Annotated in this window: 16 protein-coding genes and 1 tRNA gene; 5 read left to right on the forward strand and 12 right to left on the reverse strand. The window is 74.3% G+C overall.

Annotated elements, in window-relative coordinates; all coding sequences use genetic code 11:
- Positions 1-170 precede the first annotated feature (170 nt).
- Entirely contained in the window at positions 171-1,175 is a 1,005-nt protein-coding gene (gene moaA, locus ACOQFB_RS11075; protein ID WP_421610284.1) for a GTP 3',8-cyclase MoaA, read from the forward strand.
- Positions 1,176-1,177: 2 nt separating this feature from the next.
- On the opposite strand, the gene ACOQFB_RS11080 is transcribed toward moaA, so the two are convergent.
- From ACOQFB_RS11080 to ACOQFB_RS11095, 4 genes are all read right to left on the reverse strand, one after another.
- Positions 1,178-2,347: a C45 family autoproteolytic acyltransferase/hydrolase gene (locus tag ACOQFB_RS11080; protein WP_059437155.1), complete on the reverse strand. Its 1,170-nt coding sequence runs from the start codon at positions 2,345-2,347 to the stop codon at positions 1,178-1,180.
- Between the two features lie 131 nt (positions 2,348-2,478).
- The gene (gene icmB / locus ACOQFB_RS11085; RefSeq protein ID WP_059437156.1) at positions 2,479-2,901 is read right to left on the reverse strand and encodes a coenzyme B12-dependent isobutyryl CoA mutase small subunit; all 423 of its coding nucleotides are present in this window, start codon (positions 2,899-2,901) and stop codon (positions 2,479-2,481) included.
- A complete protein-coding gene (locus ACOQFB_RS11090) occupies positions 2,898-3,686 on the reverse strand; it encodes a class I SAM-dependent methyltransferase (protein ID WP_421610285.1) in 789 nt (262 codons plus the stop codon). The genes icmB and ACOQFB_RS11090 overlap by 4 nt, the downstream gene beginning before the upstream one ends.
- A gap of 28 nt (positions 3,687-3,714) precedes the next feature.
- Positions 3,715-5,481, reverse strand: a complete 1,767-nt coding sequence (locus ACOQFB_RS11095; protein WP_421610286.1) for a methylmalonyl-CoA mutase family protein — start codon at positions 5,479-5,481, stop codon at positions 3,715-3,717.
- 225 nt (positions 5,482-5,706) lie between these two features.
- Here ACOQFB_RS11095 and ACOQFB_RS11100 point away from each other — a divergent pair.
- Positions 5,707-5,780, forward strand: a tRNA-Met gene (locus tag ACOQFB_RS11100).
- 179 nt (positions 5,781-5,959) lie between these two features.
- Complete coding sequence (locus ACOQFB_RS11105) at positions 5,960-6,736, forward strand: enoyl-CoA hydratase/isomerase family protein (RefSeq protein WP_421610287.1); 777 nt, start codon at positions 5,960-5,962, stop codon at positions 6,734-6,736.
- Positions 6,737-6,754: 18 nt separating this feature from the next.
- Here ACOQFB_RS11105 and ACOQFB_RS11110 read toward each other — a convergent pair whose 3' ends face one another.
- On the reverse strand, positions 6,755-8,827 hold the full coding sequence (locus ACOQFB_RS11110) for a beta-propeller domain-containing protein (RefSeq protein ID WP_421610288.1): 2,073 nt from the start codon (positions 8,825-8,827) through the stop codon (positions 6,755-6,757).
- Positions 8,828-8,944: 117 nt separating this feature from the next.
- Between ACOQFB_RS11110 and ACOQFB_RS11115 the strand changes: the two genes are divergently transcribed.
- Together ACOQFB_RS11115 and ACOQFB_RS11120 are read left to right on the forward strand one after the other, a co-directional pair.
- Positions 8,945-9,109, forward strand: coding sequence for a hypothetical protein (locus ACOQFB_RS11115; RefSeq protein WP_193388346.1), 165 nt, complete (start codon positions 8,945-8,947; stop codon positions 9,107-9,109).
- Positions 9,109-9,288 carry a hypothetical protein gene (locus tag ACOQFB_RS11120; RefSeq protein WP_059437161.1) on the forward strand — a complete coding sequence of 60 codons (180 nt, stop codon included), beginning with the start codon at positions 9,109-9,111 and terminating at the stop codon, positions 9,286-9,288. Before ACOQFB_RS11115 ends, ACOQFB_RS11120 begins: the two co-directional genes overlap by 1 nt.
- 16 nt (positions 9,289-9,304) lie before the next feature.
- On the opposite strand, the gene ACOQFB_RS11125 is transcribed toward ACOQFB_RS11120, so the two are convergent.
- The 7 genes from ACOQFB_RS11125 to ACOQFB_RS11155 all read right to left on the reverse strand — a co-directional run bounded on the left by ACOQFB_RS11125 (position 9,305) and on the right by ACOQFB_RS11155 (position 15,582).
- On the reverse strand, positions 9,305-10,396 hold the full coding sequence (locus ACOQFB_RS11125) for a lysylphosphatidylglycerol synthase transmembrane domain-containing protein (protein WP_421610289.1): 1,092 nt from the start codon (positions 10,394-10,396) through the stop codon (positions 9,305-9,307).
- A 49-nt stretch (positions 10,397-10,445) separates the two neighbouring features.
- Positions 10,446-11,159 carry an NAD(P)-dependent oxidoreductase gene (locus ACOQFB_RS11130; RefSeq protein ID WP_494492568.1) on the reverse strand — a complete coding sequence of 238 codons (714 nt, stop codon included), beginning with the start codon at positions 11,157-11,159 and terminating at the stop codon, positions 10,446-10,448.
- Positions 11,160-11,378: 219 nt separating this feature from the next.
- The gene (locus ACOQFB_RS11135; protein WP_059437164.1) at positions 11,379-11,582 is read right to left on the reverse strand and encodes a DNA gyrase inhibitor YacG; all 204 of its coding nucleotides are present in this window, start codon (positions 11,580-11,582) and stop codon (positions 11,379-11,381) included.
- 44 nt (positions 11,583-11,626) lie between these two features.
- Positions 11,627-12,148 (reverse strand): TlpA family protein disulfide reductase, encoded by a 522-nt coding sequence (locus tag ACOQFB_RS11140; protein ID WP_059437165.1) that lies wholly within the window; start codon positions 12,146-12,148, stop codon positions 11,627-11,629.
- A gap of 191 nt (positions 12,149-12,339) precedes the next feature.
- On the reverse strand, positions 12,340-14,061 hold the full coding sequence (locus tag ACOQFB_RS11145) for an MlaD family protein (RefSeq protein WP_421610291.1): 1,722 nt from the start codon (positions 14,059-14,061) through the stop codon (positions 12,340-12,342).
- 16 nt (positions 14,062-14,077) lie between these two features.
- A complete protein-coding gene (locus ACOQFB_RS11150; RefSeq protein ID WP_421610292.1) occupies positions 14,078-14,824 on the reverse strand; it encodes an ABC transporter ATP-binding protein in 747 nt (248 codons plus the stop codon).
- A 2-nt stretch (positions 14,825-14,826) separates the two neighbouring features.
- Positions 14,827-15,582 (reverse strand): MlaE family ABC transporter permease, encoded by a 756-nt coding sequence (locus ACOQFB_RS11155; protein ID WP_421610293.1) that lies wholly within the window; start codon positions 15,580-15,582, stop codon positions 14,827-14,829.
- Positions 15,583-15,616: the final 34 nt, after the last annotated feature.

The following is a 15,616-nucleotide window of genomic DNA, read 5'->3' on the forward strand; positions in this document are numbered from 1 at the left end:
GGCCCGGCCGCTCGGGGTTCGACGGGCTCACCCCGAGCGGATTTCCGGACTTCGCTCGCCCCGAGCCCGTCGAGGGGCGACCCTTCGACCGCCTGAGGGCGCGGCTGTGCGCGGCCGCGCAGGTCTCGCGGTGGCTTTCTCCTCCCCCCGCCGTGGTGGTATGAGGCGCCGTGCTCCAGGAACACCCCTCCCCGGCCGCCGCGCCGCTCGTGGACGGCCAGGGTCGCCGGATCGTCTACCTCCGCCTCTCGCTCACCGATCGCTGCAACTTCCGGTGCAGCTACTGCTCGCCGGCCGCGCCGGAGACGCACGAGGACCCGCTCGCCCGCGACGAGGTCGCGCGGCTGGTCCGCATCTTCGGCGGCCTCGGCATCCGGCGCGTGCGCCTGACCGGCGGCGAGCCCACGCTGCGCCGCGACGTGCTGGACGTGATCCGCGAGGTGGCGCGCGCGCCCGGCATCGAGGAGGTGGCGCTCACCACCAACGGCCACCTGCTGCAGGCCCTCGCCGGCCCGCTCCGCGAGGCCGGCGTCACCCGGCTCAACGTCTCGCTCGACACGCTCGACCCGGAGAAGCTGCACCGCATCGCCGGCCGCGCCGCCACGCTGGAGCGGATCGTGGCCGGGATCGAGGCCGCCTACCGCGCCGGCTTCGCCTCGGTGAAGCTGAACGTGGTGGTGGTGCGCGGCCAGAACGACGACGAGCTGGGCGCGCTGGCCCGCTTCGCCTGGGGCTTCGGCGCCACCGCCCGCTTCATCGAGCTGATGCCGTTCGGGCCCGGGAAGCCGGTGCCCACCGCCGAGGTGAAGCGGCTGCTCGAGGCGCAGGGCGTCCGGCTCGAGCCCGACGCCACGCGCGGCTGGGGCCCCGCCTACCACATGCGCGGCACCTCCGAGCACGAGGGCCGGACCGTCACCGGCCTGGTCGGCTTCATCGGCGCCATGACCGAGAACTTCTGCGACGGCTGCAACCGTGTCCGCGTCGGCGCCGACGGCTCGCTGCGCGCCTGCCTGGGCGGCCGCGAGCGGCTCGGGCTGAAGGAGCTGCTGCGCGGCGGCGCGGGCGACGCGGAGATCGCCGCGGCCATCCGCGCGGCGCTGCTCGGCAAGGGCGAGCGCCACGACATGGAGCGCGGCGGCGACGGGCTGCTGCCGATGATCGGGACCGGCGGCTAGCGTCAGTCCCGCAGCTCGAAGCGGAGCGGCGGGGTGCGCACCGAGCGGAGGCCGCCGGGCCGGAGCGGATCCGGCTCCTCGCGCTCGAGGAACGTCACCTCCAGCGCGCGCTCCCGCAGGTCGTAGATCCCGTGCCACAGCGTCCGATCGTCGGGCAGCTCGCCGGGGCCGTCCGGCGGCTCCACGAACGCGCGCGCCGCCGCCGCGGCGAGCGCCGAAGGCGTCCACGGGTCGGCCGCCTCCGCCAGCGCGCCGCGCAGCGCCCGCCAGCGCGCGTAGGTGCCCGAGGGGCCGGGCCCGGCCGGCAGCGGCTCGTCCTCCGGGTGGCGGTGCAGCGCGTGGTTGGTGAGGACGAGCGGGAGGCCGGCCGCGTCCAGCAGGTGCACGCGGTTGCGGCCCAGGCCCACCTCGAACGCGAACGCGTCGCCGTGGCGGTCCGCCACGAGCCAGTGCACCGGGTACGCGGCGTAGTGGTGCTTGGCCGCGAGCAGCGCCTCGCGCGCCTGGATCGCGTTCGCACAGGTCTCGAGCAGGTGCCGCCCGAGCTGCAGCTCGTCGAGGCCGACCGTCTCCGCCTCCGGCTCGAGCGGACGCGCCTCGGCCGCCTCCACGTCGGACGCGGCCACGACCGCCAGCCCCTCCGCGTTGATCCCGTCGAGCGCGCCGCCCAGCAGGTCGAACGCCACCATCGCGAGCGTGGCGTGCCCGTCGCTCGGGTGCAGCTCGAGCAGGTAGGGCCGGTCGGCGCCCGGCCCGCAGCCCCGCGGCCGGTTCCCGCACGGCATCGCGTGGTCGAACGCGCGCGAGACGAGCGGGTGGCCGCCGGCGGCGTCGCGCGGCGGCACGAACGCGGCGGAGCAGCCCGCCACCGGCGGCGGCGCCCCCAGCCGCGAGACGTCGTAGGCGTCGTCGCCCGCGTCCACCCCGAACGCATCTGCGGCGCCGCGCACGCGCTCGTGGAGCACCGGCGCGTTCCGCCGGAGCCACTCGGCCTGCACGCGGACGCGCAGCGGGTCGCGCGCGGCGGTCGCCTCCACGCCGTAGCGGGTCCGGGCGATCTCCCCGAGGTGGCGCCCGATGGCGCGGTTCGAGCCGCGCAGCACCAGGTGGTGGACGACGAGCGCGCCGCCGTCGCCGCCCGCGACGATCCGCTCCTCCACGCGTGCAGCCATGAGCGCCTCCCGCAGGAGACACTAGGCCGGCGGAGGGCGCTCCCGGGGGCACCGCTGGGGTCACTGCCGAACGCGTGCGACCTCGCGCGCCGGCGGGCGAGCGGGCGGGCGCCCGGCGGTCGCCGGCGCGGCTAGGCGGCCGCCGCGCGCGGACGGATGTTCGCGCGGATCCACTCGATGATCGCCTGGGTGGAGGAGCCGGGCAGGAACACCTCGGCGGTGCCCTTCTCCTTCAGGCGCGGCACGTCGTCCTGCGGGATGATCCCGCCGCCGAACACCACGATGTCCGAGGCGCCCTTCTCCCCCAGCAGCTCGATCACCGCCGGGAACAGCGTCATGTGCGCGCCGGACATGATGGACAGGCCGATCGCGTCCACGTCCTCCTGGACGGCGGCGGCCACGATCATCTCCGGCGTCTGGTGCAGGCCGGTGTAGATGACCTCGAAGCCGCCGTCGCGCAGGGCGCGGGCGATGATCTTGGCGCCGCGATCGTGGCCGTCGAGGCCGGGCTTGGCGACGAGGATGCGGAGGGGGCGCTCGGTGGCGGGGCTCATGTGATCGGCTTCTCCAAGAGGGCGATGAGATCCGGCGCTTCGGGATCCAGCTCGCGGCGCGGGTGCTCCCCCGCGCCGGTCGTGCTCGTCAGCTCCAGGATGCGGAGGCCGGCGCCAGCGGCCAGGGACCTCCACTCGGAAGGCCTGTAGTACCGCAACTCCGCCGTGCCCGCCAACACCGCGCCGGAGGGGCGGACCAGGCGCCGGTGGCAGCGGTCCACTCCGGTGGCCGGGTCGAACTCGGAGGTCTCCTCCACCACCGAGCCGTCCGGCAGGGTGCGACGCGACGCGTCGCGCGGCTGGCGCGCGAGGCGGAGCGGGTTCGCGTGGTGCACGAGGAGCCGCCCGCCCGGCCGGATAGCGGCCGCGAGCGCCGCGAGGCACGCGGCGTTCGCGGCGTCGTCGAACATGAACAGCGAGGCGTACCAGGAGAACGCGGCGTCGAAGGCGCCCGGCCGCAGCGGCAGCGCGCGGAGGTCCGCGCGGAGCCAGGCCGGGCCCGGCCCGCCGACGGGCGCCGGGGTAGCGGCCCGGGCGCGCGCCAGGTACGCGGCGCTGCGCTCGAGCCCCACCACCGCGCGGACCCGGCCCGCCAGCGCCCGCGCGTGGCGCCCGTGCCCGCAGGCGAGGTCGAGCACGAGGTCGCGCGGGCCGAGCCGGAGCAGGCCCGCGACGACCTCGGCCTCCAGCGCCGTCAGGCGCGGGGTGAGCAGGTCGGCGATCGGCTCGAGGTAGAGCGCGCCGTAGTAGCCGTCGGACCAGTGCGGCGCGGGGGAGCCGTCCACCCGCCCAGTGTACCGGAACGCGCCCGGGCTAGAACCGGCCGTCCTCGCGGTAGGTCCCGTGCACCTTGCGGAAGGTGTCGGCGATCTCGCCCAGCGTCGCGTAGGCCTTCACCGCCTCGATGACCGGCGGGACCACGTTCGTCCCCTCGCGCGCCGCCCGCTCCACGCCGGCGAGCGTCTCGGCCACCCGCGCGGCGCTGCGCCGGGCCTTCACCGCCTTCAGGCGCTCCACCTGCTCGCGCGCGACGGTCTCGTCGATCCGGAGGAGCGGGATCTGCTGCTCCTCGCGCGCCTGGAACGCGTTCACGCCCACCACCAGCCGCTCGTTGCTCTCCACGTCGCGCTGCCAGCGGTAGGCGCTCTCGGCGATCTCGCGCTGCGGGTAGCCCTCCTCCACCGCGCGGAGCATGCCGCCCATGTCGTCGATGCGCCGGAGGTACTCGATGGCGCGGCGCTCCATCTCGCCGGTGAGGTACTCGACGTAGTAGCTGCCGGCGAGCGGGTCCACCACGCGGTCGGCGCCGGACTCGTGCGCGATGATCTGCTGCGTGCGCAGCGCGACCGTGACCGCCTCCTCGGTGGGGAGCGCGTAGGTCTCGTCGAGCGAGTTGGTGTGCAGCGACTGGGTGCCGCCCAGCACCGCCGCGAACGCCTGGAGCGCCACGCGGACCACGTTGTTGTAGGGCTGCTGGGCCGTGAGCGACACGCCGGCGGTCTGCGCGTGGGTGCGGAGCAGCAGCGACTCGCGCTTCTTCGCGCCGAAGCGCTCCTTCATGGTGCGCGCCCAGATCCGGCGCGCGGCGCGGAACTTCGCGACCTCCTCGAAGAGGTCGTTGTGCACGTCCCAGAAGAACGAGAGGCGCGGCGCGAACGCGTCCACGTCCATGCCGCGGTCCACGCACTCCTGCACGTACTCGATGCCGTCGGCGAGCGTGAACGCCAGCTCCTGCAGCGCGGTCGCCCCCGCCTCGCGGATGTGGTAGCCGCTGATCGAGACCGGGTTCCAGCGCGGCATCTCCTTCGCGCAGAACTCGATCATGTCGCAGACGATCCGGACCGCCGGCGTGGGCGGGATCATCCACTCCTTCTGCGCGATGTACTCCTTCAGCATGTCGGCCTGGAGCGTGCCGCCCAGCTTCGCGCGCGGCACGCCCTGCTTCTCCGCCACCGCCACGTACATGGCGAGCGCGATCACCGCGGTCGCGTTGATGGTCATGGAGGTGGTGACGTCGCCGAGCGGGATCCCGTCGAACAGGACCTCGAAGTCCTCCAGCGTGGAGATGGCGACGCCCTCCTTGCCCACCTCGCCGCGGCTCATCGGGTGGTCGGCGTCGTAGCCCATGAGCGCCGGCATGTCGAAGGCGGTGGAGAGCCCGTTCACGCCGTGGGCGAGCAGGTACTTGAAGCGCTTGTTCGTGTCGGCGGGCGTGCCGAAGCCGGCGAACTGGCGCATGGTCCAGAGCCGGCCCCGGTACATGGTCGGCTGCGGACCCCGGGTGAACGGGTACGCGCCCGGGTAGCCCACGTCGCGCAGGAAGTCGTGCTCCGGCAGGTGGGCCGGGTCGATCACGTCGGGGATGGGGATGCCGGAGTCGGTCTGGAAGGCGGCCTTGCGGCGCGGCAGCCGCGCCAGCGCCTCGGCCAGCTCGTCCTGCGTCCAGCGGTCCCGGGCCTCCAGCACCCGCGCGATCTCGTCGCGCCCGTACAGCGGCCGCTCGGCGCGGTCCGGCGCCTTCGGCGTGTCGCCCCGCTTCTCCACCCGCCGCGTCTGGTCCTTCGCCGGCTTCGAGCCCATGGATTCCCCTCGCTGTGAGCGCTGGTTGCCTCGCCCAGATCTAACCCGAGCGAGCGCGGCAGGTCAGGTCGCCTCGCGGGGCCGCCGGGACCGGCGGTGCGGGACCGCTCCTCGCCGCGCCGCGCCGTCGCCGGCCGGCGCCCTCCCGGCGGCCAGGCGGCCGGGCGCGCGCCGCGCTTGACGCGTTCCCGGCGAGAGGGATATGAACCCGCGTTCCGCAGGACCGGTGAGGTAGCTCAGTCGGCTAGAGCGAGGGTCTCATAATCCCTAGGTCGGGAGTTCGATTCTCCCCCTCACCACTCTTCCAAGCCCGCGCAACCTTGAACGAATTCGGCGCCCTGGACCCCGGTCCGCGGCGCCTTTTTCGTGCCCGCACGTCGCGCGGCCCGAACTTCGGGCGCGCGCCCGGTGCGCCGATCGTGAAAAGCTCGGGGGCGAGTCTCGCCGCCCCCACCCGCTCCACCGCCCAGGGGATCCCATGAACGACGTGCTCGTCAGGACCAGGAAGGAAGGCCGCATCGGCTGGATCACGCTCCACCGGCCGGAGGCGATGAACACCTTCACCCTCCCCTTCGCCGACCAGCTCGACCAGGCGCTGCGGACGATGGAGGACGATCCGGAGGTGACGGTCGTCATCGTGGAGGGCGCGGGGAAGAACTTCTGCACCGGCATCGCGCTCGAGCAGTTCACGCCGCGGACGCAGCGCGAGTACCGCGAGCTCCTGCAGCGCATCGACGCGTTCTACCGGACGCTGGCGCGCATGCGGACCGTGACCATCGCGGCGGTGCAGGGCTACGCGGTGGCGAACGGCGCGGGGCTCGCGTTCGCCTGCGACCTCACCGTCGCGGCGGACACGGCGCGGTTCGGCACCACCGCCATCAACGTGGGGCTCATCTGCCTCGGCCCGGCGGCGGCGATGGCGCGGCTCATCGGGCGGAAGAAGGCGGCGGAGCTCTTGCTGACCGGCGAGCTGGTGAGCGCGGCCGACGCGATGGCGCTGGGGCTCGTGAACCGGGTGGTGCCGGAGGCGTCGCTCGCGGACGAGGCGCTGAAGCTCGCGCAGAAGGTCGCCGCGAAGAGCCCGCTCGCGCTGCGCATCGGGAAGGAGGGCCTGAACCGGCTCCCCGACCTGCCCGCGCTCGAGCGCATCGACCTCGCCGACGACCTCTTCGCCACGCTCGCCGCCACCGAGGACGCGGTGGAGGGCGTGCGCGCGTTCCTGGGGAAGCGCGCGCCCACCTGGAAGGAGCGGTAGGCCCGGCGACGGCCGGGATCAGGGCGCCGCGAGCGGCGTGAACGTCACCGTCCGCAGCCACGCCGGCAGGTCGGCGACGCGCGCCGAGCGGACGCCGGCGTCGCTCACGGCGTACACGAACGTCCCGGAGACCGGGTCGTCGGCGAGCACGCTGCGGCGCACGTACGGCGACCAGGCGAAGCTCCAGCCCGGGCCCGAGGCGCTCGCGTACACGTCGGCCATCGAGAGCGCGCCGGCGGGCGTGATACCGGTGGCGGGATCCACCCGGAACAGCCGCAGGTCGGAGACGAGCCCGCTCGTGCCGTAGTCCACGAACGGGATCGCGAGCAGGCCGCCGCCCGCGGCGCCGGGGAACCAGGTGAACGCGTGCGGGTCCCAGAGCGCGTCCGACCAGCTCCACCCCTCCCCGACCAGCGCGGTCGCCACCGCGACGGGGGCGGCGAGGTCGGTGACGTCGAGGAGCTGCACCTTCACCTGCATGCTGCCGCCGGGGCCGGGCTCGCGGCCGACGCCGAGCAGGTGCGTCGCGTCGAGCGGGTGCAGGTAACCGATGAAGCCGGGGAGCTCGAGCTCGCCGACGAGCCGCGGGCTGGCCGGATCGGACAGGTCGAAGGTGAAGAACGGGTCGATCTGGCGTGCGGTGACCGCGAAGCCGCGCGGGCCGAGGAAGCGGGTCGCGAAGAGCGTCTCGTCGCGGCCGAACGGCGCGGTCTTCCCGAGCGTGCGCAGCGCGCCGTCGGCGAGGCCGAGCACGGTCAGCTGGCTGGCGCGCTCCACGGCGCCCCACGGGTCGCTCCCGGCCACCCGCGTCGCGAGCGTGCTCGCCACCCGCAGCGCGCCCTCGTGCTCGTCGAGCTGGTACGGGTCGTCGAGCGTCCCGTCCACCACGCCGGAGCCGAGGTACGGGGCGCGGTCGGGATCGCGGAGGTCGAACGCGTGCAGGTAGGTCGCGTCGGCCTGGCCGGGCATGGGCCACCACCACCAGTGGCTCGCGGCGGCGTAGAGCGTGTCGCGCGACGCGTACACCACGCCGGCCCGGGCCAGTACGGAGGTGCTGGAGGCGAGCGCCTGCCGGTCGAGATCGAGCGTGGCGACGGTCAGGATGCCGGGGCGGACCGGCGCGGCGCCCAGCGCGAAGTCGGTGCACGCGTAAGCGATCGGCGCGCTCGTGCCGTCGGCCCGCTTCACCTCCCCGCGGCGGAGCCAGTCCTCCAGCGGGCGGGCGCGGATGAGCGCCTCGTTCGCGTCCTCCAGCGCCGCGAAGGCCCGGTCGCGCTCGTCGGCGCTCGCGCCCGGCGCCAGCGGCGGCCAGTACGCGACGCCCTCGGGGTACGGGAGCTCGTCGGTGGTCACGAGGCGCACGCGCGCGCCGATGCGCCGCGCGGCGAGGTAGCTGCCCGGCAGGTAGATCTCGGCGGCCACCCTCGGCGCGGCGAGGTCGGTCACGTCGAGCGTGGTCACCTTGGTCACGTTGCTCGCGTCGTGGCCGCACCAGAACGCGTCGCTCGCCACGCCGGGCGCGCCCATGCCCGGCCCGCCGCAGATCGGCGCGTCGCCCTCCAGGGCGCGCGGCACGTAGAGCGTGCTGAACACCACCACGCGGTCGCCGGCCAGGAACAGGTCCCGCGGCCAGCCCTCGATCGCCACCGAGGCCCGCTCCGCCAGCGCGTCCGCCGGCCAGCTGGCCAGCAGGTGCAGCCGGCCGTCGGCGAGCGCGGCGATGCGCGTGCCGTCGTTCTGGACGAAGTCCGCCTCGTCCACGCCGGCCACCTGCGCGTTGGTGGTCGTGTAGCCGGACGGCGCGGGCGACCCGGCGTCCCCCGGGGCCCCGCCGACCGGCACGCCCCCCCAGCCGCCCCAGCTCAGCCGGAGCTGCTCGAGCTCGCTCCGCATCTGCAGCACCACGGCGTCCTCGATGGCCGTCTCGAGCGCCTCGCAGCTCGCGGCGGGGACGAGGCTGGGCGACCGGTCCACCGCGGCGGGCGGCGGCAGCGCGGGCACGCGGCGGCCGCCGCCATCGCCGCCCCGGCAGGCGACGGACGCGGCGAGGGCGGCGGCGAGCGAGAGGACGAGGGTGCGCGGAGCGGACATGGGCGGCTCCTTCCGGCCAGGCCGATCATTCTCCCACCCCGGGCCGGAACACGGGCGGACGGTTCCTTGACGTGTCACCGAAGCGTGGTACGAAGGTTCGATATCGGAGGATACCGGATGCGGAAGACCGCGCAGCTGCTGGCCACGCGCACCGAGCAGGCTCCCCCGCCCGAGCTGCCGCTCCGCGCCCCGGAGGCGCCGCCGCCGGCGCCGCTCCCCCGCAACCGCCCCGCGGACCGGATCAAGGACGCGCTGCTGCGCTGGCTCGAGGAGGAGCTGTGATGGCGCCCCGCCCCCGCACGCTGTTCCTGCCCTTCGAGGACGCCGCCGCCTCGGAGCTGGACCCGTTCCTGGCCGAGATCGATCGCGCGGTGGACGCCGGGTTCCTGGGCGAGCTCGAGGAGGTCCTCGACCGCGCCGCCCGGGCCGTCCTGCGCGATCCCGCCCCGGCGCTGCCCTGATCGCGACGCGCCGGCCTCAGCGGCCCTGGCCGGCGCGGTACTCCGTCTCCTCGTCCTCGAGGCCCGCCTCCACCTCGCGCGGCGCGGTGAACAGGCGCCCCAGCTCGATGTGCCGGGAGAACAGGAACGGCAGGCCCACCGCGACCTGCGCGCCGATCTGCGCCGCCCAGAGCACGTTCGCGTAGGCGACGCCGTGCGTGGCGACCGCCGCGCGCGGCGCGACCAGGCTCAGGCCGAGCACCACCGCGCCCTGGAACGTCCCCACCATGCCGGGACCGGCGGGGATCATCACCCCCACCACCAGCACCCCGAGCACGGTGCAGGCCGCCGCGGCGCCCAGGTCGAACCCGAAGCCGCGCGCCAGCACCTGCATGCCCCAGACGTTCACGCCCCAGTAGATCGCGGTCAGCGCGAAGAACAGCGCCACCTTCCGCCCCGACGGCACCAGCCGCAGGCCGTGGATGAACGCGTCCAGCATCCCCGCCCCGCGCGCGGCGAGCCGCGGCGAGATGGGCGTGGCGAGGCGGGTGGCGAGCGACACCGCCAGCGCCCGGTTCCGGTACGCGCCCACCAGGAACGCGAGCAGCGCCACGAACGCGAGCGACACCACCACGCCGGCGGTGCGGATGACGCGGAGCCCGGGCGTGCCCTCCGGCACCGACAGGAGCGACACCATGAGCAGCAGCCCGGTGAAGATCCCGTCGGCCACCCGCTCCACCACCACCGACGACAGCGCGCTCGAGACGCGCAGCCGGGGCCGGTCGGCGACGAGGTACGGCCGCGCGAACTCGCCCAGCCGGAACGGCAGCAGCGAGAGCGCCATGATGCCGACGGCGGAGACGGCGTTGAGGCGCCCGAAGGGCACCTTCGCGACCGGCTCGAGCAGCAGGCCCCACCTCACCGTGCGCAGCAGGTGGATGGCCGCCAGGAACGGCAGGTACAGCCAGAGGTAGCGGTAGTCGGCGTCGCGGAGCGCCTGGCCGATGCCGCCGAGGTCCTTGCCCCGCAGCGTGAGCCAGAGCGCGACGGCCGAGATCGCCAGGCCGGCGATCACCTGCGCCCAGCGGTGCGTCCTGGCACGCGGTGGGCTGGGTGCGGGCTCGGACATGGCCGCCCGTCATACCACGGCGACGGCCGGCGGGCGCGAGGCTCGCGCGCTACGGCACGGGGTGGCGGGGCGCCTCGCCGGACGCCACCCGGAGCACCTCGTCGAGCACCATCCGCGTCATGGCGGCGCGGGTCTCGCGCGTGCCCGAGCCGAGGTGCGGCGTGAGCACCACGTTCGGGAGGCCCAGGAACGCCTCCGGGACCCTCGGCTCGTCGCGGAAGACGTCGAGGCCCGCGGCGGCGAGGCGGCCGGAGGCGAGCGCCTCGACCAGCGCCGCGTCGTCCACCACCTGCCCGCGCGCCGTGTTCACCAGGATGGCGCCGGGCTTCATGCGCGCCAGGCGCGCCCGGTCCACGAGGCCCTCGGTCGCGGGCGTGAGCGGCACGTGCAGGCTGACGAAGTCGGAGGCGGCGAGCAGCTCGTCGAGCTCCACCCGGCGCGCGCCCGGGAAGCCGGCGTCGCGCGGCGCCGCGTAGAGGAGCCGCATCCCGAACCCGGCGGCCCGCTGCGCCACCGCCTGGCCGATGCGCCCGAACCCCACCAGGCCGAGCGTCTTCCCGCTCACCTCGGTGCCGAGCATCCACGCAGGGTCCACGCTGGTCCACCCGCCGGCGCGGATCACCCGGTCGCCCTCGGCGACGCGGCGCGCGGCCGCGAGCAGGAGCGCCCAGGCGTGGTCGGCGGTGGCGGCGGTCACCACGTCCGGCGTGTTGGTCACGCACAGCCCGCGCGCGCGGCAGGCGCCGAGGTCGAGGTGGTTCACGCCGATGCCGTAGGAGGCGAGGTGGCGGAGCCGGCGCGCCCTCGAGGAGCGGCGCGTCCACGCGGTCGAGGTAGGTGACCACCAGCACGTCCGCGTCGCGCACCGCCGCCGCGAGCTCGGCGCGGGGCAGCGCGGCGTCGCCGCCGCGGAGCTCGAATCGGCCGGCGAGCGCGCCGACGTCGGCGTGCGGCAGCGGCCGCGCCAGGACCAGCACGGGCTTCACGGTTCGTCCTCCTCGCGGTCCTCCGGCCGCTCCGGCGCCTCGGCCCCGTCGCCGGCGCGCGGGCCGGGGATCCGGTACTCCTCGCCCAGCCACTTGCCGAGGTCGATGAGCTTGCAGCGGTCCGAGCAGAACGGGAACGCGCGATTGGCGGGGCGCGGCGCGACGGCGCGGCCGCAGATCGGGCACTTCGGGGTGGCCACGCCGCGGATCTACCGCGCCCGCGCGGGCCACGCCAACCCGTTCGTCAGCCCTTCGGGCAGGACGCCGGGAGCAGCGGCTCCAGCGCGGCGGTGAGCGTCTCCCGGTCCAGCGACCCGGCGAACACGTGCTGGACCGTGCCCTGCGCGTCCACCAGGTAGGTGCGCGGGTAGGCGGGCACGCCCCACGGCTCGAGCGCGGTGGCGCGGGCGTCGAAGAGGATCGGGTACGGGATGTCGCGGGCCATGGCGAGCACGTCCTCGCGCCCGGACTCCTCCGCCACCCCCAGCAGCTCGAAGCACTTGCCCTGCTGCGCCCTCCACACCTCGGCGAGGTCCGGGATCTCGGCGCGGCACGGGCCGCACCAGCTCGCCCAGAAGTTCACCGCCACCACCTTGCCGCGGAGCGACCCCAGGTCGACGGTGCGCCCGGCCAGGTCGGGCAGCGCGAGCGGGGGCGCGGGGTGGCCGCCGCCCTGCGAGCGGGGCTCGCCGCGGCCGCGGAAGAACACCTGGAACGCCACCACGGCGAGGAGCGCGACGAGGACGAGCTTGAGGCGACCGTTCATGGGCGGAGGACTCCTAACGCGGGTGAGGGCCCGCTTCATGGGAGCCACGGGCCGCCGGGGCGGTTCGCGCCCCACCCCGCCCACGGGGTCGCCTCCGCGGGGGCTCCCCGCTCACGGTTCGACGGGCTCACCGTGAGCGGAATCGGGCTCACGGCGAGCGGAACCGGGCTCACCGTGAGCGGAATCGGGGCCTACTTGCTGGCGCCGCTCGCGGCGCTGCCGGCGCCCGACACGAGCAGCGTCTTCAGGTCGTCGTCAGTGAAGTAGAGGCCCGCCCCGAAGAACACGTCGGTGCCGATGTTGAAGCTGCGCCCGTCCGGCGAGGCGGCGCTGCGCCACCGGTTCAGGAAGTCGTCCACGCCGGTGGTGACGTAGAAGTGCTGGAGGAAGTTGTAGTTCGCCCAGACCTTCGCGCGCGGGAACACGTCCTGGTACGGCCGCGAGAACTGGTAGAGCGACGTCGAGATCTGCAGCCGGTCCTTCATCAGGTGCAGGTCGGCGCCCAGGCCGCCCGAGCTCTCGATGACGCCGCCGCGGAACGTGACCGGTCCGTAGCGCTTCGCCATCTGGAGGGAGAACGTGACCTTGTCCTCGTGGCGGGTCCGGGTGGTGACGGTGGTGGAGTCGCCGACCGAGCCCGGCGTGCGGGTGGTGATCGTGTCGGTGGTGACCGTGTCCACGCCGCGCGGATCGCTCACGACCTCGAGCAGGTAGTACTTGTCCGGCCGCGGGAGCAGCTTCGCGCCGAAGTAGACCTTGGCGCCGGGGCGCCCGTCCTCCACGCTCTGGTTGAGCAGCCACTCCGAGCGGAGCTGGACCTCGATCTGCATCTTCTGCAGCCGGTCCACGTAGTCCGAGACGCCTTCCACGGCGGTCCCGAGCTGCCGGCCCATCTTCTCGTCGGTGAGCAGCCGGCCGGCGACGCTCTTGCCCTCCTGCACCTTGGCGAGGAGCTGGTCGAGCCGGGCGAGGCTGTCGTTGAGGCGCGCCACCGCCTGCTGCACGCCCTTCGCCTGCGCCTGCTGGCTGGCGACCGCCGGCGTCGCGCCCGCCGCGCCGGGGGCGCCGGGTGCCCCAGGAGCGCCGGGTGCGCCCGGAGCGCCCGGAGCGCCCGGAGGGCCGGGAGGGCCGGCGGGGCCGCCGCCGGGGGCGCCGGCCCCTCCGCCGTCGAGGATGCCCTGCAGGCTGCCCGCGGCGACCTTCAGGCGCGCGGTGAGCTCGTCCACGTTCGCGAGGATGCTGTGGATGCGGTCCTTGTCGCGGGCCGAGATCTCGCGCAGGTCGGCGGTGAAGTCGCGGGTGTTCGCGATGAGCTCGGTCAGGCTGTCCCGGTTCTGCGCCACCACCTGGTCCACCTGGCGCGTAATGCGGGCCAGGTTCTCCACGATCTCGCGCAGGCTGCCCTGGTCGCCCTGGACGGTCTTGGCGAGGTCGCCGGTGACGAGCTGCACGTCGCTGGCGATCTTCGCCATCGAGTCGAGCAGCTGCTGCACGCTGGTGGCCTCGCGCACGCACTTGATCTCGCGCTCGGCCTCCGGCAGCGACGAGAGGAGCGGCGCGGAGTCGGAGCCGGCGATGACCTCGAGCAGCGCGTCGGGGAGCAGCGCGGAGGGGAAGCTCTTGTAGAGGCAGGCGTCGGTGTGGAGCGGCACCGAGCGGTCGATGCGGATCTGGAGCAGCGCCTTGTTCTTGTCGAGGGTGATCTTCGAGACCTCGCCCACCTGGATGCCGGCGATCTGCACCTTGCTCTTCCAGGTGAGGCCGGTGGCGTCGCTGAAGCGCGCGTACACGAGGTAGCTGTCGGTCTCGGAGTACCCGCCCTTCTTGAAGAAGGTGAACGCGAACAGGAACGCCGCCAGCCCGACGGCGACGAGGACGCCCACGGCCAGGGCCTTGTTGACGGCGGGCTTCACGGGCGGTTCCCGGAGGTCACTGCTTCTCGAACCAGGTGGAGAGGAAGCGCTGCACGAAGGGATCCTTGCTCTGGCGGACCTCCGCGGGCGTCCCCTCCGCGGCGAGGTGTCCATCGTAGAGCACCGCCAGCCGGTCGGCCACCCGGAATGCGCTGGCGATGTCGTGCGAGATCACCATGCTGGTGATGCCGAGGCGCTCCTTGGCGTGCACGATCATCTCGTCCACGTAGTTGGTGGTGATGGGATCGAGGCCGGTGGTGGGCTCGTCGTAGAGCACCACCTGCGGGTCGGAGACCAGCGCCCGGGCCAGCGCGACCCGCTTGCGCATGCCGCCGGAGAGCTCGGCCGGCCAGCGCCCCAGGACCTCCTCGCCCAGGTCCACCACCGCGAGCTTGTCGATCACGCGCTTGCGCACCTCGGTCGCCGCCAGGCGCGTCCCGCGGCGCTTCTCCCGCAGCGGGAACGCCACGTTGTCGAAGACGTTCATCGAGTCGAACAGGGCCGCGCCCTGGAACACCATCCCGAACATCCGGCGGGCCTCGTTGAGCTCGCGGCCGGTCAGGGTGGAGATCTCGTGCTCGCCGACCCGCACCGTGCCGCGGTCCGGCTTCAGCAGCCCGATGACGTGCTTCATGAGCACGGTCTTGCCCGAGCCCGACCCGCCCAGCACCACGTAGGTGTTCCCCTTCGGCACGTCGAGCGTGATGCCCTTCAGCACCTGGTTCGTCCCGAAGGACTTCCAGAGATCGCGAACCTCGATCACGCTCAGGTCCCCACGCTCAGCACGGTGCCGGCGTAGTCGGCGACCAGGATCGCCACCGAGCTGGCCACCACGGCGCGGGTGGTCCCCTCTCCCACCCCGCGCGCGCCGCCGCTCGCGGCGTAGCCGCGCCAGGTGGTGATCACCGCCACGATGTAGCCGAACAGCACCGCCTTCCCGAGCCCGTGGAAGATGTCCTCCGGCCCCAGGAACTCGCGGGTGTGCTGGATGAACGGGCCCTCGGGGATGCCGGAGACGAACACGCCCATGACGTACGCGCCGCCGTACCCGAGCGCGTTGAACAGCATGGTGAGCACCGGGAACATGAGGACGGACGCGACGACCCGCGGCACCACCAGGTACTGGATGGGCGAGACCGCCATGGTCTCCATCGCGTCGATCTGCTCGGTGACGCGCATGGTGCCGAGCTCGGTGGTGATGGCGCTGCCGGCGCGCCCGGTCACCATGAGCGCGGTGAACACCGGCGACAGCTCGCGCGCCAGCGCGAACGCGGTCGAGCCGCCGGTGTAGCCCTCGGCCGCGAACTGGCGGAGCGCGTAGTTCATCTGCAGGCCGAACACCATCCCGGCGAACGTGCCGGTCACCCCCACGATGAAGGCGGAGCCGGCGCCGATGAAGGCCATCTGCGCCAGGACCTGGTCTGGCCGGAACGGGGGCCGGAACGCCCAGGCGACGGTCTCGCCGGCGAACAGGATCATCCGGCCGAAGTCCTCGAAGGCGTCCCGTAGGCGGGAGAGCATGCGGGCGCATTCTGGCACGGCGGCGGGCGGCGCG

Origin of the sequence: Anaeromyxobacter sp. Red801 (genome assembly GCF_049201065.2) — a bacterium.
Classification (GTDB): domain Bacteria; phylum Myxococcota; class Myxococcia; order Myxococcales; family Anaeromyxobacteraceae; genus Anaeromyxobacter.